Raw genomic sequence first — 23,132 nt, forward strand, 5'->3', positions numbered from 1 at the left:
ATTTATATTGCAGCATGCATAGCAGCAATTTCCTCACAAAAATCATATCATATTTTAAATTAAATTTGTGATAATTTTCACAATTTATGTGAAAAAATTCGCTTTCCAACCGCGATTGTTGAAAAAAATTCATTTTTCACACCTTTTATTGCCGCTTACCACCACATCACAAGCAGCAGCATTGCGATAAACAAGGCCATAAAGGCATGATCCGCACCGCTCCACGTTAGCTTCCTGAGTGAAGTGCGAGGAGCGTTTAAAACATACCCGCGCGCCTCCATCGCTTGCACAAGCTCCTCCGCACGCCGAAAAGCACTTACTATGACCGGCACCATGAGCGTCATGACCATCTTCCCCTTTTGAGTAAAGGACAGATCCTGAGCATCAGCTCCGCGGGACGCTTGCGCCTTCATCACTTTGTCTGCCTCTTCGAAAATGGTAGGAATGAAGCGCAGCGAAATGCCGATCATCATCGACCATTGCTGCGGCGACCCGCCTACGTATTTGATAGGCTTAAATACGCGCTCCAATCCGAGATTCAGCGCAACCGGGGTGGTCGTAAACGTCAATATCGCCGTAAATGTAACGAGCAGCGCCATGCGCCATACCGCATAAGCGCCATAGGTGACCCCTCCGGTCGTTATGTTAAGTCCAGCTACGTTCACGAGTGAATTGCCGCTCTTGTCGAACAACAAGTAGAAAATAAACATAAAGGCCATAATGAACCATAGCGGCCGTGACGCGCGAAAATAGCGGTACAGCGAAATGCGCGAGCTCATCATAATAAGAAGCGCGAATACGGTAAGCGCGGCAAGCTCCGTGAATTGCTCGGCTAATATCACAGCGACAAGATAGATAACCATCGCAATGAGCTTCGCACGCGGATCGAGCCGGTGTATCCAGGAGTCGGCATCAACGTAGCGTCCGATCATCATTTTGGCTTGCATAGCGGATCCTCCTTCCCGTTCTCGCCGTCGCCGTTGCCCTGTATGTCTTTGAGCCGAAGCGCAATCCAATCCGCCCACGCCTCGACATCACACGGCAGTTCTTCCCACGCAGCGTCCGTCCTCTCCATCACGAGAGAGGCAAAGCGCAGCGTGCTCGGAATGACAATGCCTGCCCTTTCAAGCTGTTCCGGTTGACTCATCAATTCAGACCGCGCGCCTTGGAACGTCACCGTTCCTTCTTTCATGAGCACGAACGTATCCGCATAAGCGAACACCTCGTCCAACCGATGCGTAACCATGACAATCGTCTTGCCCTCTTCCTTGCACAAGCGGTTGAGCAATTGAATCAGTTCCGTCCGGCTCACCGGATCGAGCGTGGCTGTAGGCTCATCCAGCACGACCACTTCCGGGTTCGATGACAGTACAGTAGCAATCGCTACTTTCCGAATTTGTCCGCCGCTCAGCTCGAAGGGGCTCGCTTGCAACAGCGCCTCATCCAGGCCGACTTGCCTTAGCGCCTTGCGGGCCGAAGCTGCGGCCTCCTCCTCGCTCTGCCCGAATTGAAGCGGACCGAACTTCAAATCGCGCTCCACCGTCTCCTCAAACAACTGATGCTCCGGAAATTGAAATACGAGTCCCACCCGTTGCCGCAACGGCTTCAGGCCTTTCTGCTTCTCGCCGCCGGCAAACTTATATTCAAGCACCTGCAGCGAACCCGATACAGGCTGCAATATACCGTTAAAATGCTGCAACAGGGTCGACTTGCCGGAGCCGGTCGAACCGAGCACGGCAATGAATTGCCCCGCTTCCAGCGTAAGATCCAGCCCATTTAGCGCCAGGGGCGCAGCCGGTCCCTGTCTAGGGTAGTGAAACGTCAACCGTTCGGCATGTACGATGGCCATAGCGAGTTCACCAGCTCTCTTTCATCATTCGTATCCGCCACGTTGATGCCGCGCGCTTGAAGCGCTTGGGACAATGCCAACGCAAACGGTGGCTGCAGGCGGCATTGCCGCATCAGGTCTTCATTGTGAAACAATTCAGCAGGCCGCATATCTGCCGCAATCTGCCCTTCCTTCAGCACGATGGCCCGGTCCGAGGCCAGAATTTCCTCCGCATCATGCGTGACGGAAATAATGGTATAACGGTTCGATGCATGCATTCGCTGCAATTGTGCCGTCAGCTCCCGCTTGGAACGTTCGTCGAGCATCGAGGTTGCCTCGTCGAATATAATAATATCGGGCCGCAGCACCATGATGCCCGCTATGGCCACCCGCTGCTTCTGTCCGCCCGACAGCTCTGCCGGATGACGATCCAACCACTCGTCTACGCGGAACTCGGCGGCAACCTCTGCAATCTGCCGCTCCATCTCTTCCCGGGAGACGCAGCGATTCTCCATCCCGAAGGCAATGTCGTCCTTCACTGTCGTTGCAAAAAATTGATTGTCTGGATTTTGGAACAAAAAACCGACGCGTCGGCGAATGTCGCCGACGCTGCTCTCATCGAGGTGCAGCCCATTCACATAAATATGCCCATCATGGGGCATAAACAAACCGTTCAACAGCTTAATGAGCGTCGATTTGCCCGAACCGTTCGGACCGACGATGGAGACCCATTGTCCATGCGGCACATGCAACGATATGCCCGCGAACAATTTCTGCTTGCCTCCATATTGAAAATGCACGTCCTTCATCACGATTGCATCGTCCGGCTTCCAATTACGCGCCTTACGCGCCGCCGCGGATTCCGCGGACGGATCAGCCGCAGACTGCGGCGCAGCTGCCTGATCCACCAGCATTGCTTGGGCAGAGGCTTGCTCCATTGAGGGCGCTCTGCGCTTGCCGTCCGTTGCTGATGCGCCAACTTGGGGAGTCCAAGTGTCGAACAGCGGCAGCTTCTCCAGTGCAGCAACAATATATTTCACGGCAATGCCGATAAAAATCCCCGTAACGACCCCGGTAATGAGCAGAGCAGGCAAATAGTAAAATATATTACCCGTGCCGAAGACGATGTAAGCCGCCGTCAATTGCCCCGCATTGTGCGCCGCCCCGCCGACAACGCTGATGCCGATTAAGCTCACGCTGTCGCGTCCTATCTTCAGAATGGCATACATGACGATAAAGCTGAACAGCGAGCCCAAAAAGCTGAATAAGAACGCGGAGAATGTGCCGAGCATTAACGTCATGAGGAGCGTCTTCAGCACGACGAGCATCAATGCATCGCGTCCGTTCAAAAAGTACAAGCACGCCAAAATCATCACGTTGGCAAGCCCCAGCTTCGCCCCCGGAATGGGCAGAATCGTCTGCACTGGAAGCATCGCTTCAACGAATCCGAGCACGACGGCAACAGCGCTGAAGATAGCAATGATGACTGCTTTCTTCAACGCTTCCGATTGGTTCGGCAGGCGGGAGCCCTCCGATTTACTGTACGACGGCATCGATGTCACTCTCCTCACCGGTGTCTCCTTCGCTAAACAACTCTACGAGCACGCGATGGGGAAGGCATACGATCGTATCGTTAGGCCGCGACACGAAGCCGAATGATAGACATACCTTGTCCGGACAGTCGGCATCGAACATTTCAATGCCGTAATCATGGACTTTTAAAATGTTGATGCCGTGATCGGTGTCGACTTTAATAATTTGCTCTTCTTGCGTCAATTCCACTTTTTTATAGAGCTCGCCATCTACGGATATGTGGGCGACCACCTTTGAATTGTGCAAATTTTCACTTTCGTTCTGAAACAACCACTTCGGCACGAGAAACGCCAGCGCCGCGATGACAATTACACCGATGAGGATCAGGTCTCCACGCTTCATGTTTGTTGACTCCTCGGGATTCATTTTAATTTTGAAACTATATGTCATTATAACTCTTCGTGTAGAAAGGTTCAATGTTCGCGCCTTGGCGGAACCGTGAACAAAGGGCATAAATCGGGCTTACGCCGCTCCATTTATGATGTGCTTGATTTGCAACTCGGATGGGAACTGCTATAATAAGATGCTTGCATAAGACCTTTAAAGCTTAAAAATGTTGGAGGAATGGCCTATGACACATCGTTCACGCGGTTTGCTGCGCAGTGCGCTCCTTCTGCTGGCTGCCTTCGCTCTCATTGTTAGCGGATGCGGAAATGGCGGCAAAGACAGCAGCGCTGCCGGTGCCAAGACGGATGCCGGTAAGGCGGGCAGCAAATCATCCATTAAACAACAGTCGTACTTTATCTTCGATACCATCGTTACCGTCAAGATATATGATGAGCGTGCCGGAGACAATCAATTCAAAGATATTGAGGCCATACTGAATGAAATCGACGCCAATCTGAACCGAACGAAAGACACGAGCGAGCTTGCCAAAATACGCAGCGCTGCCGGCAAAGAGGCAGTTCAAGTATCGCAGGAAACGTTCGATGTCGTGGCGAAGTCGATTGACTACGCCAAACGGACGAAGGGACGCTTCGATCCGACTGTCGGCCCGATTGTGGATTTATGGAATATTGGACACGAGAATGCCAAAGTACCGGACCCGAAAGTATTGCAGGATAAGCTGCAGCTGGTTGGATACGAAGACGTGACGCTCAATCCCGACAAACGCGAGATCAAGTTGAACCGAGAAGGGATGGAGCTGGACATGGGCAGCATCGGCAAAGGATATGCAGCCGACCGCATTGCCGATTACTTGCGCGAATCCGGCTTTCCAAGCGCGATTGTCGACTTGGGAGGCAACATCTACGCCGTAGGCGAGAAACCCGGCGGAAGCGATTGGACCATCGGCGTACAAGACCCGGATACTACCCGGGGCAATCAGATTGGAAAAATGAAGGTGAAGGATAAAACCATCGTCACTTCCGGCGTATATGAACGTTATTTTGTAGAGAACGGGAAACACTATCATCACATTCTTGATCCAGCGACGGGATACCCTGTCGATAATCAACTGAGCAGTGTGACGATTGTAACGAGCAGCTCGACGGACGCGGATGCGCTCTCCACCTCTACCTTTGCCCTTGGCTTGGAGGAGGGCATGAAATTCGTCGAATCAAATCCAGATGTGGAAGCGATTTTTATTACGACGGAGCATGATGTATACTGCACCTCAGGCATCAAGAAGATATTCGAACTAACGAACGATAAATATAAGATTGTCAATTAGAGGTTATTTTCAATCGCGACCTTTTTTGAACCTGCACCATTCGTGTTGCGTCAACAATCAAGCGCCCGCTTCGCGGCAAGCTCCTGCTCCATGCAGGCTGCCAGCGATAGCGGGCACTTCTGTCTTAATAAACGATATGAAGATGTTGGAAGGATGTTATCCATGTTTTGGTTACAATTGCTTATAGTCATCATTGCCTTATACATCGGATCCAGACTTGGAGGAATCGGACTCGGCGTTATGGGAGGCCTTGGTCTGTCCATACTCACCTTCGGCTTCGGGTTAGAACCGACTGCTCCGCCCATCGACGTGATGCTGATGATTGCTGCCGTCATCACGGCAGCCTCTACCATGCAAGCGGCCGGAGGGATGGATGTGCTCGTTCGCATTGCCGAACAGGCGCTGCGGCGCAATCCGCAGCACATCACGCTTATGGCGCCGCTTGTCACCTATTTGTTCACGATCTGCGCCGGAACCGGGCATGTCGCATACTCCGTGATGCCGGTCATTGCCGAGGTGTCCCGCCAATCGGGAGTGCGTCCGGAACGGCCGATGTCCATTGCGGTTATCGCCTCGCAGCAAGCCATCACCGCAAGTCCGATCTCGGCGGCGACCGTCGCTCTGCTGTCGCTCCTGTCCGGTCAAGGATACCATCTGTTCGATATTTTGCTGGTGAGCATTCCCGCAACGTTTATTGGCTGCTTAGCGGCCGCGTTAATTATGACCCGGTACGGCAAGCCGCTCGACCAGGACGAGGAATTTCGCCGCCGTGTAGCAGAAGGAAGCGTGCCGCCGATCGGCGTTCGTGACGGGCAGGGCGGTGCAAGCGCACAAGATGGAGCCAATGCGAATCCAGGCTTGGGACGGGGAGCGATTGCTTCGGTTGCGCTGTTCTTGCTTGGCGTCATCCTTGTCGTGCTATTCGGCTCTATTCCGTCCCTGCGTCCTTCTTGGACAGATGCGGAAGGGCTCATGCATACGCTCGGCATGCCCCAAGTCGTCGAAATGGTCATGCTCTCTACCTCTGCCGTCATTTTGCTCATCACCCGCATACCGGCTGGCAATGTAGTGAAAGGCGGTGTGTTTGTCCCCGGCATGCAGGCTGTTATCAGCATATTCGGCATTGCATGGATGGGGGACACCTTTTTTAAAGGAAATATGGATGTGCTCCAACGGTCGATCCATGATGCCGTCACTGCGGCTCCATGGCTATTCGCCTTCGCCTTGTTCGCCATGTCCATTCTGCTGAACAGCCAGGCGGCAACGATCCGCGGCTTAATGCCGCTCGGCATCGCTTTAGGCTTGCCCGCCCCTGCGCTCATTGCGATGTTTCCGGCGGTGAACGGCTATTTCTTTATCCCGAATTATCCGACAGTCATCGCCGCGATTCAATTCGACCGCACGGGAACGACGCGAATCGGGCGCTATTTGCTCAATCATAGCTTTATGCTGCCCGGACTGGTCGCTACCTTGGTCGCGGTCATCGCGGGGTTCATTCTAGCTCAGCTTGTGCTCTAGGCGGCCTAAGCCGCCTGGAACCACACTAGATCCGCCGTGACTGCCGCATGGTCAGAAGGGGAACGGATGGCATGTGTCTTAATGACAGAAGCGTGTGACCGCTAACACAAAGCCGGCATCAAACCTCCATAACGTCTTACTATACGCCAGAGCAGTTGCCTCGCCAGGCATTGCAGTGAATTCCATGCTTTCACCCTATCCCCAAATACTAATCAAAGCCATACCAGCCGCTACTATAGCTGAAGTAACAAGCCTCGCCCGCCCCTGCTGCTCTTTCAGCACAAAAATGCCAAGCAATGTCCCGATAACAATGCTGAATTCACGAATCGGAGCCAAGTGCGCGAGCGGCGCCAATGTCATGGCAAACAGGAACAAGAGATAAGAACCCGGCGATAAAATCGTTCCAAGCACAATGGTGCGCCAATTGATGCGCCATTCCTGACGCAGCTGCTTCGTCCGGACGACGGATGGAGCCAAGAAGAGAAGCGCGCCAAGGTTAGAAATTTGGATAAGTCCCAACGGGCTGAAAAATTCAACGACCATCTTGTCGGTAAGCGTATAGCCAGCGGTACACAGCCCGACGGTGGTCGTAACGGCCAACGTGAGCCACCATCGTCTGTCCCGCGGTTCCTTCGACGAGAACATTCCGCTTAAGGCGAACAAACCGCCAACGATGAGCCCCCATCCGATCCACCCGACGAGAGACATGCTCTCGTTATACATAAATACGCTGACGACAGGCACGATAAGAGCGGCTGTCCCCCGCATCATCGGATAGACCTTCGATAGATCGCCTACCTGATAGGCTTTGGAGACGAGCCATAAGTAAATCCCTTGCAAAAATAGCGAACCTGCGAGCAGCATTCCGCTCGGCCAGGTCCACTGCATAACGTATAAATCGTGGATAAAGAATGGCATGAACAAAATGGCAGCCAAGCCGTGCAGACAAAATAAAAAGGATTCCTTATGAACGCTCCGCTTCGCGAACATATTCCATGTGGCATGCGCGAAGGCAGAGGCAATGACCAACAATAATCCGTATATAAACATAACGAGGTTCCTTCTTTCAGTATGCAGAGGTATCGTAAGCGAAAGACGTGGCGCAGTCCTTCCCCCATCCTGCCCGGGCGGTTACTGCAAGACATCATTGTTATCAGGAGACCCGAAGACAGAGTCGTCGAGTCTCCCCTCTTGCAGTCAACAAGTCGTCAAGTAGCGGATAATACAGCTCCCGTCGCGATGCGGTGGAAGAACGGAGAATGAGAGATGCGATGCTCCCCTACCGGGTCGTTCGAATAGAACGGCAACCGCTCCGCTTCCAGCTCTTCCAAGCGCTCCGTCCGGCCTTCAACATAATCGATGAGGCGATCTTCCGCCGATTGCAGGCGGGCAAGGACACCGCCATAGCGAATGTCGAGCACTTCCCAACCGAATGGCTTGCTCGTCGCCATCCACAAGCTGCGGTGCGCCTTGCGGGTCATATCGACAAGCGCGCGAATGCGCGGCAGCACATCCTCCGCGATACGGCGCAGCTCCGCCTGGTCACCGCCTCGATAAGCGCGCGTCACCTGCAGACCGATTGATGTCTTCGCGGCAAGCGCCTCGGCCAGCTTCGCGTAGAGATCAAATACGAGCACGTGATCTCCTGACGCCTTCGCGCGCGCATCTGCGAGCCGCTGCGCCAGATTGGCATAGTGCCCTGGCAGCGCAGTCTCCAGCTCACCTTCAATATGCTTGTCGAACAAGCCAATGAGCGTATCCTGCCAGAGCAAGAACTTGGAGCCGTTCGAGCCGTGCATATTGTTCTTCGTTACACCCGGCGTCTCGTCCAGATACGTCAGCTGCCAGTAATCGTCGAAGTTCTGCCCCGTACACAGCTTAAAGCGTTCCTTCATCTTCGCTTCATCGACTTCCCCCGCCGTATAACCGTGCTCCGCGAATAATTGCAAGCCAGGCAAGATCGTCATATGGTTCGTTTCTTGCCCGTTATCCCCCCAAGCGGTGGCGAATACTTCCTTAATCCCCTTGGATTTGCATGCCATAAGCGCCGGATTCGTGTTTTGCCACGTCTTGCCGTAGTTCGGGCTCATGCTGCCCCATAGCCAGACGCCACCGGCAAACACCGGATCAGAGCCGAATTTGCGGTGCTTCTCAATGAATTCTTCATAAAAGCCTTGGTCGTCGTGGTAGTAATCCCAGTAAACGAATTGTACGCCCTTCGGAATTTTCTCCACCACTTCTGCGGAAAAATCAATGTCCAGATCGTAATAATGTCCGCCATTGTTCATCAACAGATGGAAGTACATATCGCTCCACATCATCGGTTCCAGCCCATGCTTGCGCGTAATGTCCATAACGCGGCTCAAATGCTCGTTCATAATGTCAAACCGTTCGCGGAAGCCATTCTTGAACAGGTAACGGCCGAGACCGAGGCCGAAAGCTTCGTCCATGCCGATATGAATGCGCCTGGAACGAAGCGATTGCGTCGCGGCTGTAATCATCTCTTCGATAAATCGATACGTCTCTTCAAAGCCGGCGAGCAGCACGTCCTCCGTATCACGCAGCTCATCCGCGTAATCCCACTTCAGCGCTTGCGCCAAATGGCCCAGCGTCTGTATGCATGGCACGATCTCGATGCCGAACCGTGCGGCATACTGATCGATGTCGTACAATTCTTCAGCGGTATAGCGGCCCCGCATATATCCGAAATACGGACGTTCCGGCACTTCATACGTATCTTCGGTGTAGAGCATGACGCCATTCAAGCCCATCAAGGCCATCGAACGCATCATTTCCTTCATCATGCGCACATTCGGGACTGCGTTGCGCGAAGCGTCGATCATCGTTCCATTGTAAGTAAATTGAGGTTGCTCCGTTATACTGAATTCCGTCCGCACGCGCGCCTGCTCCACAAAAAGCCCGAGCGCACGGAAGAAATGAATTTTATCTTGGTAGCGTATTACACCTTGCCCTTGCGAAAGCTCGGCTGCAAGCGGACCGTCCCTGCGCTCCACCCGCACGGCAATGCCGTCCTCCGCCAGTTCAATCCCTAGCAGCTGCCGAAGCTCAACCACCCCTAGTGTCAAATCATCGATGTCGCCTTGCATGTTCAGTTTCATGCCAGTTCCCTCCAAGTGGTCATCATTTCCTGCTCTCTAACCGTTGCGGAAACGGTTACATCTCGGTTAACTCCCGCAACCGCAATTTGGGCCCCTGTTAGATTGTAAACTGCTTTTAACACGAACCACTGCCTATTCTAACACAATTTCCAGCTCGTTCAACCGGAGCATTTATAGAAATGTACCCTTTGCTCCATTCTCCCCTTCCATCAGAAGAGTGGCGCGCTCTATGTACAATCTCGCTCTCTAATCGTGTTATTGCCGCCGTAGCAGATGGCAGCCGGTAGGCAGCTAATTCAGAATACGCTGCACTTCCCCGGTATCCTTTCTGATTGTATGGGAGCATGGACATCAGAGCCATTACAAAAAAGATAAACCACCTGTTTTCGCTCGAATGGATAGAATGGCTTTCATTCTGAATGAAGGGGAGAGTGAAACGAAGGATGAAAAAAGCCCCCCTCTCCGGCAAGGATATGGATGACTCCGCGACGAGACATCAAAAAAACCAAGCCCCATAAGGGCTTGGTCTCCTATATCAATCTGCCGGGAAATCAACTCACGCCCGCACCGGCCGCCGATGCTCCCGCAGAAGCGGAAGCGCTTGACTGCGCTGGCATAGCTTGCGGCTTCGCAGCCGTCTCTTGTTCGGGAATATTCCGCAAATAAGTCAAATAATATGCTCCGGCCACGAAGATAACGCCGCCAACCAAGTTGCCAAGCCATACCGGTACAAAATTCACGAAATATTCTCCCCAGCTGTAATGGCCTTCAAATATGGCAGCCGGAATGACAAACATATTAGCCACAACGTGCTGAAATCCGATGGCGACGAACGTCATAGTCGGGAACCATATTCCCATAATTTTGCCACTGAAACTTTTGGCTCCATACGATAACCATACTGCAAGCGCAACAAGCCAGTTGCAGCCGATACCGGAGATGAACGCTTGCAGGAAGCCATCATGCAGCTTATGCCCCGCCACATCCACCGTCTTTTCCAGGTAAACCCCTGATGCCGTCAGACCGACGATATGCCCGAAAAAATAAGCGACGAACAGCGCGCCGACAAAGTTGCTCAGTGTAATGACGATTAGGTTGCGCATCATTTCGCCTGTCGAGATGCGTCCTTTCATCCGTGCCAGCGGCACTGCCATCATGTTGCCTGTCAGCAGCTCCCCGCCTCCAAGCAGAACGAGAATGAGCCCTATCGGGAACAACGACGCTCCGATAAAGCTGTTTATGCTGCCCCATGCTTGAGGCGCGTCGGCGGTTACACGAATATATAGCAAGTACCCGAGCGCAATGAACGCTCCGGCAAGAAACCCAAGAATAATCATCGTCGAGAGCGGATTTCTCGCTTTTACCACACCGGTCTCTACCGTCGCCTCTGCAATTTGCTGCGGCTTTAAATAGCCAGCCATATGAATCCCCCCTATGCTACCGATGCCCGATATGTCTGGTTCTGCCTTGAAAAGAAAATCTGCATCCGATCCAGAGAATCATGCACTCTCCGTTCCGGTTGCAAGTTTATTGTAACGAAGTGAATCAGACGATGTTGTGCAAATTATCACAAAGATTGCTTCAAAGATGTACAATTTCATTCACAAGCCGCATCGTAACCCGCTGCATGACGAACAGGCCTGCAAGCGTAGCGACGCCTGCAGGCCTGGTGAACGGAGCTGCCTCATATATTAGATGAAGGTTCCTTCGCGTTTCTCGATAATGCTGCGCGCGATATGAACGCCTGCCGCCCCGGCTTGCGCCAATCCGCGGGTCGTTCCCGCACCGTCTCCTCCGCAGTACAGTCCGGAGATTTCCGATTCAAACGTCCGATCCAGCTTCGGCCGGGCAGAATAGAATTTCGCCTCCACCCCGTAGAACAGCGTATGTTCGGAAGCAATGCCCGGTGTTACTTTGTCTAACGCTTCCACCATCTCCACCAAACTCTTCATCGTATTGTATGGCAAGACGAGGCCCAGATCACCAGGAACCGCTTCTTTCAAGGTTGGCTCCAGGAACCCCTCCTTGATGCGGTTGTCCGTAGAACGGCGTCCGCGCATAATATCACCGAATTTCTGTACAATGACGCCGCCGTTGGAGAGGTCATTCGCCCGTTTGCAAATCTCGCGCGCATATTCGTTCGGCTTATCGAACGGTTCCGTGAACTTGTGCGAAACGAGCAGCGCGAAGTTCGTATTGGCGGAGCCAAGCTTCGGGTCTTTGAAGGAATGGCCATTCGCACACATAATGCCGCTGTGATTCTCCACCACAACGTGCCCCGACGGATTGCTGCAGAAGGTGCGGACCTGTGTTCCGACGGATGTATTGAATATGAATTTCCCTTCATATAGATGCTCGTTGATTTCGCGCATGACGACATCGGACGTCTCTACGCGCACGCCGACGTCCACTTGGTTGTTGAACATCTTCAGACGGCGCTTCTTCAAAATTTCCGTCAGCCAAGCCGAGCCGTCACGTCCGGGGACGATAACGACCTGTGCCGCCTCATGAATGTCACCGTTTTTCATCTCGATGCCTGTCACGACATGACGGCCATCCTGCTTGACAGTGACAATATCGGCCACTTCCGCCTTATACGCCATGTCAATGCGCGGGCGCAAATATTCGTATATCGACTTCATAATTTCTAGATTCTGCTCTGTGCCCAGGTGGCGCACCTGCGCGCGCAGCAGCTTCAGTCCCGCTGCATAACCCTGCTGCTCGATGCGGCGGACGGTCTCGGTCGTCGGGTCTGTAATATCTGGCGTCGCGCCATGCTCCAAATTGATATTGTCTACATATTTAATCAGATCCAACACATGCGAGGGCTGCAAATAATCGGTCATCCAGCCCCCGAACTCGGTTGTAACGTTAAATTTACCGTCACTGTACGCCCCGGCGCCGCCGAAGCCGTTCGTAATGGAACAAGCCGGAAGACAGCCCGCGAATTCCTTCCTGCCGGCAGCCGGCGGGCACATTTGAATTTTTTCCTCCAATATCGGGCAGCTGCGGCGGTAAATATCATGTCCTTTATCCACCAGCATCACTTTTAAATGGGGAGCCTTCAACGTCAGTTCATAGCATGTAAAAATTCCAGCCGGTCCTGCGCCAACGACAATTACATCATATTTGCTCATTGGTTCCTCCTCGATATGCTCGTTGTCATGGTCCGATTCGTCTCTGTTCCAGGGCCCGACATGATACGGGCAAAAAAAATATCCTGTTACGTTCAGGTATGCGGAAGCACACCCATCGTAGTCAGGAATTTACGGCTCCTGGTAGAGACCCCCAGACCTTATCTCCAGGGATATACGAACAGGATAAACAAATAAGAGTCCAATCGATTCTTGCAGTCGCTTTGCTGGCGACATGGATATTGTATCGAATTATGACGAACAAGTCAACAGTTTATTGGCCTAATGTTCGTAAATTAACTGTAAACACAGAAAAAACTCCCTTTTAAACTGGAGATTTCGGCACTTAAACACGAACGTTAATTATTTTCCCTGCTTTTGTAAGCCCCTTTTCTGCAACAACAGGCTACTCAAGCCCAGCATCTCGATCTATGATTATTAATGATATTTGTCACACAATCTTTGATTATAAAGAAACGGAGTGTTCTCCATGACCTTGAAGCCCGCCTCGGATTCGGACGGTCTCATTTTAGACAAGCTGCACGTAACGAAAGGAAACTCTACATTATTAGAATCGCTTAGCTTAACCATAGAACCCGGTCAATGCTTGGCCGTTCAATGTAATCATATAACCGGCTCGCTCATTATCGACGTGCTGATGGACAAATCGAAGCTGTCTGCCGGACGAGCGACATGGGGCGGACACCCCCTGTCCGCTGCCTCCTCGACTTCCCGTATCGGCTGGATCCGGCAAAGCGACGCCATTCACGAGCGGCTTAATGCCCGCGAAGCGCTAACCTTCTATATGAAGCTATATGGATCATTTAATAAAGCGCGCGTAGACCGGCTGCTGCAGTTGGTCGGCCTGCATGAAAGGCAGTATATCCCGCTCGGCAAATGCTCGGTGTCGGAGCAGCGGCGATTCCATCTGGCCCGAGGAGCGGTCCACCAGCCTGAACTGATCGTGATTGAGGATCCCGAATTCCAGATGGACCTGGAAAGCGGCTATTTGCTGCGCCAATGGATACAGGCAATGTGCGAGGAAGGCGTCTCGATCTTCATGACGGTGCCGTCGTTGGAAAGCGCGTTAACATTGACGGAGGATGTCATCCGCTGGACCCCATCCGGCTTCAAGCCCGTGCTGATCGAAAATGAAAACCAATCGTCGGAACATATTGGCTGGCGTGTTGCGGTAGCGGCAGATCCGGAGGCAGTCTGCGACATTGGCGGATCGGATCCAGACGGCTCGGCAGCGCCGCTTGACGCGCCACTTTCCCCGCCGGCAGCGTCGGATCGAATAGATGCGGAAGCCGGCAGCGATGCTGAAGACCCGCTTGAATCGAAGGAGGGGGAAGAGGCCGAGGCATCTGGGCAACGCTGGTATCCACCGCTCTCTTTTGACAAAATACCGGCGCGGGTAGAAGACAAAATCATGCTCATTGACCCGCTTGAGATGAATTTCATCGAGAGTCAGGATGGCACATCACAGCTGCATGTTCATACCGGTGTATACCCTTGCTCGATGACGCTGGCAGAACTGGAAAAGAAACTGAAGCCGTTCGGCTTCTTCCGCTGCCATCGCTCCTACCTGGTCAACCTGCAGCGGGTGCGTGAGGTTATCATTTGGTCCCGCAACAGCTATAGTCTGGTGCTCGATGACGAGAAGAAAAGCACGGTGCCGTTATCGAAGAATAAGTACGAAGAAATGAAAACCATTATGGGAATTTCCTAATTAGGGGCGGATCCGCCTGATTCATTCGCCCCTAGAAGCGTTCCATTCACCCTCTATAATGCGCCTGTTGCCGCCTTTATAAGGCAGCTTCCGGGCATGCGGGATATGATGAGGATGTCAAAAGGCAACCGGTTGACATGAACGACTCAGGCTTACCGTTCGCGGCTTGCAAGCAGACGACACGGAGTACGACAATCATCATAACCATTTATATAAAGCGAGGTAACGTGACATGGAACCAATCATTGAAGTGCGGGCGTTGAAGAAGGCGTTCGGCAACAAGCAGGCCTTGAAGCAAATCGACTTTACGATACAACGCGGGGAAATATATGGCTTTCTCGGGCCGAGCGGCTCAGGGAAGACGACGACGGTTAAAATTCTTTCCGGCCAAATGCTTCCCACTAGCGGCACGGCGCGCGTATTCGGCGTTGATATTGCAAAAATGAACGAAGCCGATCGCCATCGCCACTTGTCGCGAATCGGGATTCTAACCGATAACAGCACCTTGTACGACCGGCTGTCGATTCAAGACAATCTGGAGCTGTTCTGCAAGCTCTATAACATGCCATTGAGCCGCGTAAAGGAAGTATTAGAGCAGGTCAATCTCGCCAACGAACGGCAGTCGGCAGTCAAGACGCTCTCCAAGGGCATGAAGCAACGCGTTACATTGGCAAGATCGCTGCTGCACAATCCGGATATTTTGTTCCTGGATGAACCGACATCGGCGCTGGACCCTGCCAACACCAAACATATCCATGATTCACTGAAAGCTCTAAACCATGGCGGAACGACTATCTTCCTGACGACGCACGATATGGAAGAAGCCGAATCGCTCTGTCATCAGGTTGCCTTCCTCCATCAAGGTCATATCGCTGCAATGGACTCACCGCAAAGGCTGCGCCTGAAATATGCGGATTCGACAATAACGGTAACGACTACCGAAGGCACCTATACGGTGCAGCGCGATGACGAGGGCGCACGCCGCATTTACGACTGGATGACGTCAAGCAAAATGGTGGCGATTCATTCGAACGAGCCGACCTTAAGTGATATTTTCATCAAAGTAACAGGGGGCATATTAAAATGACACTTGCAATGAAACGTGTTTCGGCCATTATTCAGAAAGAATGGAAGGATGCTTCCAAAAATTCAATGCTGCTGTTAACAGGCGCAATTCCTATCCTATTCGCTTTCTTGTTCCGCGGCGAACATGGAGCAAGGGCTTCCGTCCTCACAATGCCTATAAACATGGCCCTGAGCATTACCGGAGCTTTCGTGCAGGCGATGATGGTTGCCGAGGAGAAAGAAAAGCATACGCTGCGCGTGCTCATGCTGTCTCCGGCCAAACCGTTGGAAGTGCTGCTCGGGAAGAGCGCCATCGCTGCCATTTTGACAGTGAGCGCGGTCATCCTGTCCATCTTGATTGCCAAGACGCCGAGCATCGATATGGTGTCCTTCTCGCTCCTGCTGCTCCCGAACATCGCCATGTATCTGGCGCTTGGCACCTTAATCGGATTGCTGTCCCGCACGTCAATGGAAACGTCGTTCCTTGGCATGCCGCTCCTGCTCATCTTCCTGATGGGACCGATGTTCGGCGCCCTGCTGAACAGTGAAGCCGTCAACGTCGCTATCGGCTACTTGCCTACCGAACAGATGTCGGCAGCATGCGAGACGCTGTGGAATGGCGGCAGCTTGGCTGATATTTGGAGCCATATCGGCGTTACTTGCATCTGGGCGGTTGCCTCTGTTCTGTTATGCGTCGTTGCGTACCGAGCAAAACGTTATGACGCATAACGAGTTCATTCGACGCGAACATGGCGAGGAAGCGTTATTTCCCGAGAAATACGCCGAATGATGACAAAAAGCCCCGTCAGGGACGCCATTGGCAGCTCCTTGTACGGGGTGTTCTTATAAAGGTAAGGTTTTCGTGTTGACTCACTATCAACATCCAATGCTGCTCAATCAAGTCTCGGATAATTTTTGTTCCACTTATATAGGAGATACATAATTGAGTTTAACAACCTAATATACAATTTTTTTAAAATTTTTTATAGCTTCGTTTCACCATCACGTCCGGGACGTTTTTCGCCGCCGAACAGATCGCTCAGGCTCCATTTCCCCCGTTCCATCGCCAAGTCTTCAATGGCGAAATGCTTGATGGATTTGACGCATGACAAAGACAACAGTTCCCCGAGCAATGTCTCGACATGCCAAGCCCGGGACTTCAAGGTCAATTGCATCAAGACGCATTCCATATTCAACGCGCCGACGTCCGTATTCGACTGCAATCCGTCTCCGTTGCCATTCCACGAATCAAGAGGCTCGACAGCCATGTCGCATACGGTTAGCCCCTGCTCTTTAAGGATTTGAAGCACCGTGCCAATATGGCTTGGCGCATCCTGCACGACGAGGGCAAGATGGCGGGTCTGCGAAGACTTCGTGAAGCGCGCGAACTTTTTCTCAAGCTTATTCAACATGAACAGACTGAAGAATGCGGTGAATGCGGTCAAAATGGCTCCGTAATAGAAGCCGGCCCCTACAGCAAGGCCAATGGCAGCTACTACCCACAGCGAGGCCGCCGTCGTGAGCCCGGATACGGTCATTCCGGTCCGCAGAATCGTGCCTGCGCCCAAAAAGCCGATGCCGCTGATGACTTGGGCCGCAAGGCGTGCCGGGTCCATCCGGACGTTCGTCTCATAGATGAATGCCGAGAAGCCGTAGCTGGACAGCATCATAATCAATGCGGAGCCAAGACAGACGAGAATATGCGTGCGGAACCCGGCCGCATGCTCGCCCAACTCGCGTTCCAGTCCGATTGCGCCGCCGAGCGCTACCGCAATGATCACGCGAATCGTTAATTCCCAATAATCGATCTGCCATACTTCGGGGTGTATGGATATCATGTCCGTCATCTTATTCATCATCCTTATAAGAGGTTGTTCAAAAAAGCTCCCTTTTGACCATTAAGGTTATTTAAGCTCAATACAGTTCACGTGATGTATAGCTTATGCGGCTGCCGGGGCATTCAGAAGCTTTTCCGGCTCGGAAGCCTTCTTCAACACGGTTTTATAAAGATTAATCCTGTCCGCTGCGGCTGTCAAGGCGATTCGCAAGCTTGATGTGCAGCCAATTCTGGTTCAACCCCAGTCTCCAAGCCAGAGGAGAGGTCATTTTATACAGAGGACACAGCCTTTTCCATAGCGAAGCCAAGCAAAAACCGGCAGAATGAGGACTGCCGGTTTTTTTGTTCCCTATTATTTTAAAACAGGCGGCTGTGCAGCCCTTCGACGGCTTTCGTCGGCTTGAATGCGATGAAGCGATATTCCGCTACTCCATAGGCCCAGAAAGGGTCCTGTTCAATGATGCGGCGCGCCTCCTCTTCCGTCTCGGCGTCCACGACGATGATACCTCCCGTACGCGGTTCTTTCGGTCCGGAAATAATGAATTTGCCCTGCGCATATTGTTCATCCAGGAAGGAACGGTGCCCATCCAAATGCACATCCACTTCCGCCATCGGCTTCGTATAGGTTAATTCCACGACGTACATCTTGCTCACTCCTGACTATCGTATGTATGAAGGAGGTTGCAGCCTCCTTCGTTCATTCATTATATATGATTCCGAACTAGACCATTAGGGATTGGCTTCCCCTCATACTCGCGCCAACGTCTGCAGCCCGACCGTGTTCAAGAAGTTCCACGGCTTGTTGAAGTGCGGCTGGAAGAAGAAGTCGACAACCGCCAGCTCGTCCATCGTCATTTTGTTCTGAATACTGAGTGACAGCGTATTGACGGCAGCCGTCAAATCGATTTTCGATGCCAGCTGTGCGCCGACGATGCGGCCGCCATCCGCTTCGTACACTACTTTGAGCATGACTTCCTCATGAGTCGGCATGAACTCGGGCCGATAGCTATCTGTTATTGTGTTCACTTTCACATTCATTCCGGCTGCAAGTGCCGCCTGCTCCGTCAAGCCTGTAGAAGCGATGTGGTGATCGTAAATTTTAATTCCAGACGTCCCTTGTGTGCCAAGAGAGCGGATACGCGGCTCCACCAAGTTGCATGCGGCAATCGTGCCCATGCGGACGGCATTCGTCGCCAGCGGAATGTAGGCGGCTTGCCCCGTCGGATTGTACTGTACGGCGCAGCAGTCCCCTGCGGCAAAGACATCAGGCTGGCTTGCGCGCATATACTCATCGACTACGATGGCTCCATTGTCCAGCATGTCAAGCTGGCCGCGGAACAGTTCCGTGCTTGGCTTGAAGCCGATGCAGAGAATGACGAGATCCGCTTCATACTCGCCCTCATTGGTAACCACCTTCGAAACGCGCCCCTCAATTCCTTCAAAACGGGCTACCGTTTCCCCGAGCGCCAACCGGACGCCTTTGGCCCGCAATGTCTCTTCTACCGGAGCCGTAAATTCAGCATCCAAGTATTTCGACATCACCCGATCGCTCATGTCGATAAGCGTTACTTCTTTGCCGTTCTCCTCGAACGCTTCAACGAGTTCGATGCCGATATAACCTGCGCCAATGACGACGACACGGCGGGCATCCCGAGCTTTTTCAATAATGGCATTGGAATGGTTATAATTTTTGCAGAGCATAATATTGTCAAGATCGATACCTTCAAACGGCGGCACAACCGGCCATGATCCCGTCGTAATGATCAACTTGTCGAATGTATCCTCAATCTCTTCTCCCGTCCCCAGATCGCGTACACGGAGCGTCTTATTGGCTGTGTCCACATCAAGCACATCGTGGCGCATCTTTGTGACGACTCCAAGGTCGGCAAGCTGATTCGGCGAAGAATAGAACAGTCCTTGCGGGTCTTTCACGACCCCGCCCACATATAAGGCGATGCCGCAGGACAAGAAGGAGATATTGTCGTTTCGTTCATATACGGTAATTTGAGCCTCAGGGTAACGCTTGGCTGTTTGGACGATAGCGGCCGTGCCTGCATGTGTACAACCGATGACTGCAACTTTCATAGTAAGTTCCTCCCTAATGTTCAAATCTATATGGTATGAAAAAGGTAAAAATGAATAATTCATGTGAATGTGAATACCTTCACTTAACAGGCTAAAAAATATCGCCTTATCAATTGCCGTTGTATGATATTGTTCATTGCATCAAGCGAACATACTATTATTATATTCGTTTCCTCGGGCGCCACAACCCCGGGCAAGCGCTATCATATGTCTAATTTGTGAAAATAAGAACTTTCACAATGTATACCGAATAAAGTTGTGATAAATATCATAGAATACTATCTCTGCCCATTCGCTCCGGGCTGCACAAAATCATATATTTACCTTTTTGGATTATGGCGGAAATCCTTGGATTTTATAAGGGTTTGTATTAAAGTATACGTAGTGTGCATAATTATACTTTTAGCTCGAAGGAGATTATATATGATACCAACGAACGACTCACAGCCGCCCGCTGCAGCACGGGGCGAAGGCTGGGGAGGAATTTTGCGCTTTGTCATCCCCTCCTTGCTGGGGCTTCTGCTCTTCGTCGTGCCTCTGCAATGGAATGGGGAGGTCACGGTTCCGATAGCCTTTTTGGCCAAAGCGCTTCAACATGCGCTAGCGCCATGGCTGCCGCTCACCGCCACTATCCTCATTGCGCTGGCATGGATCGGAACGGCATATACCCGCTGGTTCGCGCCGAAACGCTTGCTCGCGCTCCCATTATGGAAATCCATGTTCCACATCTCCCCCTTCTGGTTCGCTACCCGAACACTGGGGATGATATTTGCGCTATTGACGTATTTTCAGATCGGCCCCGGCTGGATTGGCTCGGACAGCACGGGCGGGATGCTGCTTAGCAGCTTGATCCCCGGCTTGTTCGTCGTTTTCCTGCTGGCGGGTCTGCTGCTCCCGCTGCTCGTTGATTTTGGCTTGCTCGAATTTTTCGGAACGCTGATGACGAAGATTATGCGCCCGATATTCACCTTGCCCGGCCGTTCATCCATTAACTGCATGGCTTCGTGGCTCGGTGATGGCACGATAGGTGTCATGATGACGAGCAAGCAATACGAATCGGGTTATTATACGAAAAGAGAAGCTGCAGTTATTGGAACGACATTTACGGCCGTCTCGATTACGTTCAGCTTTATCGTGCTGTCCAACGTCAATCTGGCCCATCTGTTTCTGCCATTCTACGCCACGGTGACGTTTGCCGGCATGGCCGCAGCCATCATCATGCCGCGCATCCCGCCGCTCTCGCGCAAGCCTGATACGTATTACGGCGAAGCGCGCCAAGCCGAAGAAGAAGTGATACCTTCTTCTTGGAAGCCATGGCGATGGGCGCTCCATCAGGCGGTCGGCAAAGCGAAGCAGCATGAAGGTACAGGCTCTTTTCTGCGGAACGGAAGCAAAAACATCATCGACCTGTGGATTGGCGTCATCCCGGTCGTCATGGCAATCGGCACGCTTGCAGTAGCGATTGCGGAGTTCACACCATTGTTCAAATGGCTCGGCTGGCCGTTCATTCCGCTCTTGAATCTATTGGGCGTGCCGGAGGCGGAGGCGGCTGCACAGACGATTCTGGTCGGCTTTGCCGATATGTTCTTGCCGACTGTGCTCGCCTCCAATATCGAAAGCGAGTTGACCCGCTTCGTCGTCGCAGCGCTGTCCGTAACCCAGCTCATTTATATGTCCGAGGTAGGCGGTCTCCTGCTTGGCTCCAAAATACCGGTCAATATGAAGGATCTTTTAATTATATTTTTGCTGCGCACACTCATTACGCTGCCGATTATTACATTCATTGCGCATCTGATGTTCTAATGCGAAATCGTGTGAAATGCCCCTATCCGGTAACGGGAATCCCCGTTTTTGCTTGGATATGGGCCTTTTTATATATTGCTTCCCTCCCTAAAAACGATTATCGTTACATCAATCATTAGCAAGTGCTGCGACATAGCCTCTTTTCAACTGACATCATGCATTCCGCTGCGCTATCTCTACTTATTCGCTCGTTTCTTCTGCCCCTGTCATCCCATGGCGGCAATGGGGAGATGAACCGCCATATCGCGAATGAACTTCTATTTCGATAATGCAACATACATAATACGCCAGTGAGAAAGGAGCTTGGCCATGAACGGCAAATCTGCCGCCGGCGCGAGCCCTGCATCCGCAGCGCATCGGCCGCAAGCAAACCCGCAGCAGACCACCGTGTTCCGGATTCTGCTCGCCATTAGCTTCGTACATTTATTCAACGATTCGATTCAAGCCGTCATTCCGGCCATCTTCCCGATTCTGAAGGACACGATGAGCCTGTCCTTCACCCAGATTGGCTGGATTTCATTCGCCATCAACTTTACCGCGTCGCTCATGCAGCCAGTCGTCGGTTATGCGGCAGATCGCAAGCCAACGCCGGCCCTCTTGCCGATTGGGATGGGCTTTACCTTTACAGGGGTGCTCCTGCTCGCTTATGCGCCCAATTATTGGATGGTGCTGCTTGCCGTCATCTTCGTCGGCCTCGGATCCGCCGCCTTTCACCCAGAAGGCAGCCGGGTTGCCCATATGGCCGCCGGAATGCGCAAAGGCTTGGCGCAGTCCATTTTCCAAGTTGGCGGCAATGCAGGACAATCCTTGGCGCCGATGCTGACGAAGTGGGTATTCATCCCATTCGGTCAGATAGGAGCGCTCGGCTTCACGATTATCGCTGCCGCGGGAATCGCCGTGCAGACCTATGTAGCCATGTGGTACCGGAGCATGCTCGATGCCGGCTACACGTTCAAGAAGCGCCATCAGGCAAGAGCGATCGACCCTGCGAGGCGCAAGAGCATTCTCTGGGCGACGACCATTTTAGTCGTGCTCGTCTTTGTCCGTTCGTGGTACGGCGCCGCTATCGGGAGCTACTACGCATTCTATCTGATGGATGCCTATCAGCTCAGTCTCGATAATGCGCAAATCTATATTTTCTTGTTCCTGGCCGCCGGTGCGGTTGGAACATTCTTCGGCGGTCCGCTCGCCGATCGCTTCGGCAGGCGCAATCTGATTCTCGTCTCCATCGTCGGCACGGTGCCGCTCGCTCTGGCGCTGCCGTTCGTCAATCCATTCTGGGCGGCCGTCCTGTTGACCTTGAACGGGTTCATCCTGCTCTCCAGCTTCTCGGTGACGGTCGTCTACGCCCAGATGCTTCATCCCGGCAATATCGGTACCGTATCGGGGCTTATTACCGGGTTCGCATTCGGGATGGGCGGCATAGGCGCGCTTGTGCTCGGTTACTTCATCGATGGCTGGGGCATCGCCAATGTGATGATCGCCTGCGGCTTCCTGCCGCTGCTCGGCCTGCTGACGTGGCTCTTGCCTAACGACGCAACACTGGATGAATGGGCGCAGGAATTGCCCGAGGATTAATCGCTAATCTGCAGCCAACGAATAACGAAAAGCATGGCACCGCTTATCTGACGAGACGCTTCTCCCAGATAGCGGTGCTTTTATGTTTGAAGCTTGCATTCATTATTTAGACACATTTTAACAATCCAGTCCTGCCAAGGGCTTGCGGCGCTAGCCGCTGAGATCTAC

The 23,132-nt window shown here is 52.5% G+C and carries 18 protein-coding genes, 1 pseudogene and 1 riboswitch; of the genes and pseudogenes, 7 read left to right on the forward strand and 12 right to left on the reverse strand.

Going from position 1 to position 23,132, the window contains the following annotated elements; genetic code table 11:
• Positions 1-155: 155 nt before the first annotated feature.
• The 4 genes from JSQ80_RS09335 to JSQ80_RS09350 are packed head-to-tail and all read right to left on the reverse strand — an operon-like array spanning position 156 to position 3,763.
• Positions 156-947 carry an energy-coupling factor transporter transmembrane component T family protein gene (locus tag JSQ80_RS09335; protein ID WP_087433862.1) on the reverse strand — a complete coding sequence of 264 codons (792 nt, stop codon included), beginning with the start codon at positions 945-947 and terminating at the stop codon, positions 156-158.
• Positions 932-1,849, reverse strand: a complete 918-nt coding sequence (locus JSQ80_RS09340) for an ATP-binding cassette domain-containing protein (protein WP_206095110.1) — start codon at positions 1,847-1,849, stop codon at positions 932-934. The genes JSQ80_RS09335 and JSQ80_RS09340 overlap by 16 nt, the downstream gene beginning before the upstream one ends.
• Positions 1,822-3,381, reverse strand: a complete 1,560-nt coding sequence (locus JSQ80_RS09345; protein WP_206095111.1) for an energy-coupling factor transporter ATPase — start codon at positions 3,379-3,381, stop codon at positions 1,822-1,824. The genes JSQ80_RS09340 and JSQ80_RS09345 overlap by 28 nt, the downstream gene beginning before the upstream one ends.
• Positions 3,365-3,763 (reverse strand): NusG domain II-containing protein, encoded by a 399-nt coding sequence (locus JSQ80_RS09350; RefSeq protein ID WP_206095112.1) that lies wholly within the window; start codon positions 3,761-3,763, stop codon positions 3,365-3,367. The genes JSQ80_RS09345 and JSQ80_RS09350 overlap by 17 nt, the downstream gene beginning before the upstream one ends.
• A 229-nt stretch (positions 3,764-3,992) precedes the next feature.
• Here JSQ80_RS09350 and JSQ80_RS09355 point away from each other — a divergent pair, with 229 nt between their 5' ends.
• Complete coding sequence (locus JSQ80_RS09355; RefSeq protein ID WP_206095113.1) at positions 3,993-5,093, forward strand: FAD:protein FMN transferase; 1,101 nt, start codon at positions 3,993-3,995, stop codon at positions 5,091-5,093.
• Between the two features lie 162 nt (positions 5,094-5,255).
• Positions 5,256-6,611: an anaerobic C4-dicarboxylate transporter family protein gene (locus JSQ80_RS09360; RefSeq protein WP_206095114.1), complete on the forward strand. Its 1,356-nt coding sequence runs from the start codon at positions 5,256-5,258 to the stop codon at positions 6,609-6,611.
• A gap of 195 nt (positions 6,612-6,806) precedes the next feature.
• On the opposite strand, the gene JSQ80_RS09365 is transcribed toward JSQ80_RS09360, so the two are convergent.
• The 5 genes and pseudogenes from JSQ80_RS09365 to JSQ80_RS09380 form a co-directional block, all read right to left on the reverse strand.
• Positions 6,807-7,661: a DMT family transporter gene (locus tag JSQ80_RS09365; RefSeq protein WP_087433856.1), complete on the reverse strand. Its 855-nt coding sequence runs from the start codon at positions 7,659-7,661 to the stop codon at positions 6,807-6,809.
• A 158-nt stretch (positions 7,662-7,819) separates the two neighbouring features.
• Positions 7,820-8,410, reverse strand: coding sequence for a hypothetical protein (locus JSQ80_RS29960; protein WP_418888898.1), 591 nt, complete (start codon positions 8,408-8,410; stop codon positions 7,820-7,822).
• Between the two features lie 513 nt (positions 8,411-8,923).
• Positions 8,924-9,730: pseudogene (locus JSQ80_RS29965) on the reverse strand (family 20 glycosylhydrolase); the annotation flags it as partial.
• 551 nt (positions 9,731-10,281) lie between these two features.
• Positions 10,282-11,151, reverse strand: coding sequence for a formate/nitrite transporter family protein (locus JSQ80_RS09375; protein WP_206095116.1), 870 nt, complete (start codon positions 11,149-11,151; stop codon positions 10,282-10,284).
• A gap of 270 nt (positions 11,152-11,421) precedes the next feature.
• On the reverse strand, positions 11,422-12,867 hold the full coding sequence (locus JSQ80_RS09380) for an NAD(P)/FAD-dependent oxidoreductase (protein ID WP_087433853.1): 1,446 nt from the start codon (positions 12,865-12,867) through the stop codon (positions 11,422-11,424).
• A 98-nt stretch (positions 12,868-12,965) separates the two neighbouring features.
• Positions 12,966-13,065, reverse strand: a riboswitch (purine riboswitch).
• Positions 13,066-13,354: 289 nt separating this feature from the next.
• Here JSQ80_RS09380 and JSQ80_RS09385 point away from each other — a divergent pair.
• The 3 genes from JSQ80_RS09385 to JSQ80_RS09395 all read left to right on the forward strand — a co-directional run bounded on the left by JSQ80_RS09385 (position 13,355) and on the right by JSQ80_RS09395 (position 16,390).
• On the forward strand, positions 13,355-14,596 hold the full coding sequence (locus JSQ80_RS09385) for a LytTR family transcriptional regulator DNA-binding domain-containing protein (RefSeq protein ID WP_087433852.1): 1,242 nt from the start codon (positions 13,355-13,357) through the stop codon (positions 14,594-14,596).
• A gap of 232 nt (positions 14,597-14,828) precedes the next feature.
• A complete protein-coding gene (locus tag JSQ80_RS09390) occupies positions 14,829-15,683 on the forward strand; it encodes an ABC transporter ATP-binding protein (RefSeq protein WP_206095117.1) in 855 nt (284 codons plus the stop codon).
• Positions 15,680-16,390, forward strand: a complete 711-nt coding sequence (locus tag JSQ80_RS09395; RefSeq protein WP_206095118.1) for an ABC transporter permease — start codon at positions 15,680-15,682, stop codon at positions 16,388-16,390. Before JSQ80_RS09390 ends, JSQ80_RS09395 begins: the two co-directional genes overlap by 4 nt.
• Positions 16,391-16,644: 254 nt before the next feature.
• Here the strand turns inward: JSQ80_RS09395 and JSQ80_RS09400 are convergent, their stop codons facing one another.
• From JSQ80_RS09400 to JSQ80_RS09410, 3 genes are all read right to left on the reverse strand, one after another.
• Entirely contained in the window at positions 16,645-17,508 is an 864-nt protein-coding gene (locus JSQ80_RS09400) for an MgtC/SapB family protein (RefSeq protein WP_206095119.1), read from the reverse strand.
• Positions 17,509-17,855: 347 nt separating this feature from the next.
• A complete protein-coding gene (locus JSQ80_RS09405; protein WP_206095120.1) occupies positions 17,856-18,143 on the reverse strand; it encodes a YciI family protein in 288 nt (95 codons plus the stop codon).
• A gap of 102 nt (positions 18,144-18,245) precedes the next feature.
• Positions 18,246-19,583, reverse strand: a complete 1,338-nt coding sequence (locus JSQ80_RS09410) for an FAD-dependent oxidoreductase (RefSeq protein ID WP_206095121.1) — start codon at positions 19,581-19,583, stop codon at positions 18,246-18,248.
• A 423-nt stretch (positions 19,584-20,006) separates the two neighbouring features.
• Here JSQ80_RS09410 and JSQ80_RS09415 point away from each other — a divergent pair, with 423 nt between their 5' ends.
• Both JSQ80_RS09415 and JSQ80_RS09420 read left to right on the forward strand, forming a co-directional pair.
• Positions 20,007-21,386 carry a YjiH family protein gene (locus JSQ80_RS09415; RefSeq protein ID WP_206095122.1) on the forward strand — a complete coding sequence of 460 codons (1,380 nt, stop codon included), beginning with the start codon at positions 20,007-20,009 and terminating at the stop codon, positions 21,384-21,386.
• 309 nt (positions 21,387-21,695) lie between these two features.
• Complete coding sequence (locus tag JSQ80_RS09420; protein ID WP_206095123.1) at positions 21,696-22,964, forward strand: MFS transporter; 1,269 nt, start codon at positions 21,696-21,698, stop codon at positions 22,962-22,964.
• Positions 22,965-23,132 lie beyond the last annotated feature (168 nt).

Source organism: Paenibacillus apiarius (assembly GCF_017052585.1).
Lineage (GTDB): Bacteria > Bacillota > Bacilli > Paenibacillales > Paenibacillaceae > Paenibacillus_B > Paenibacillus_B apiarius.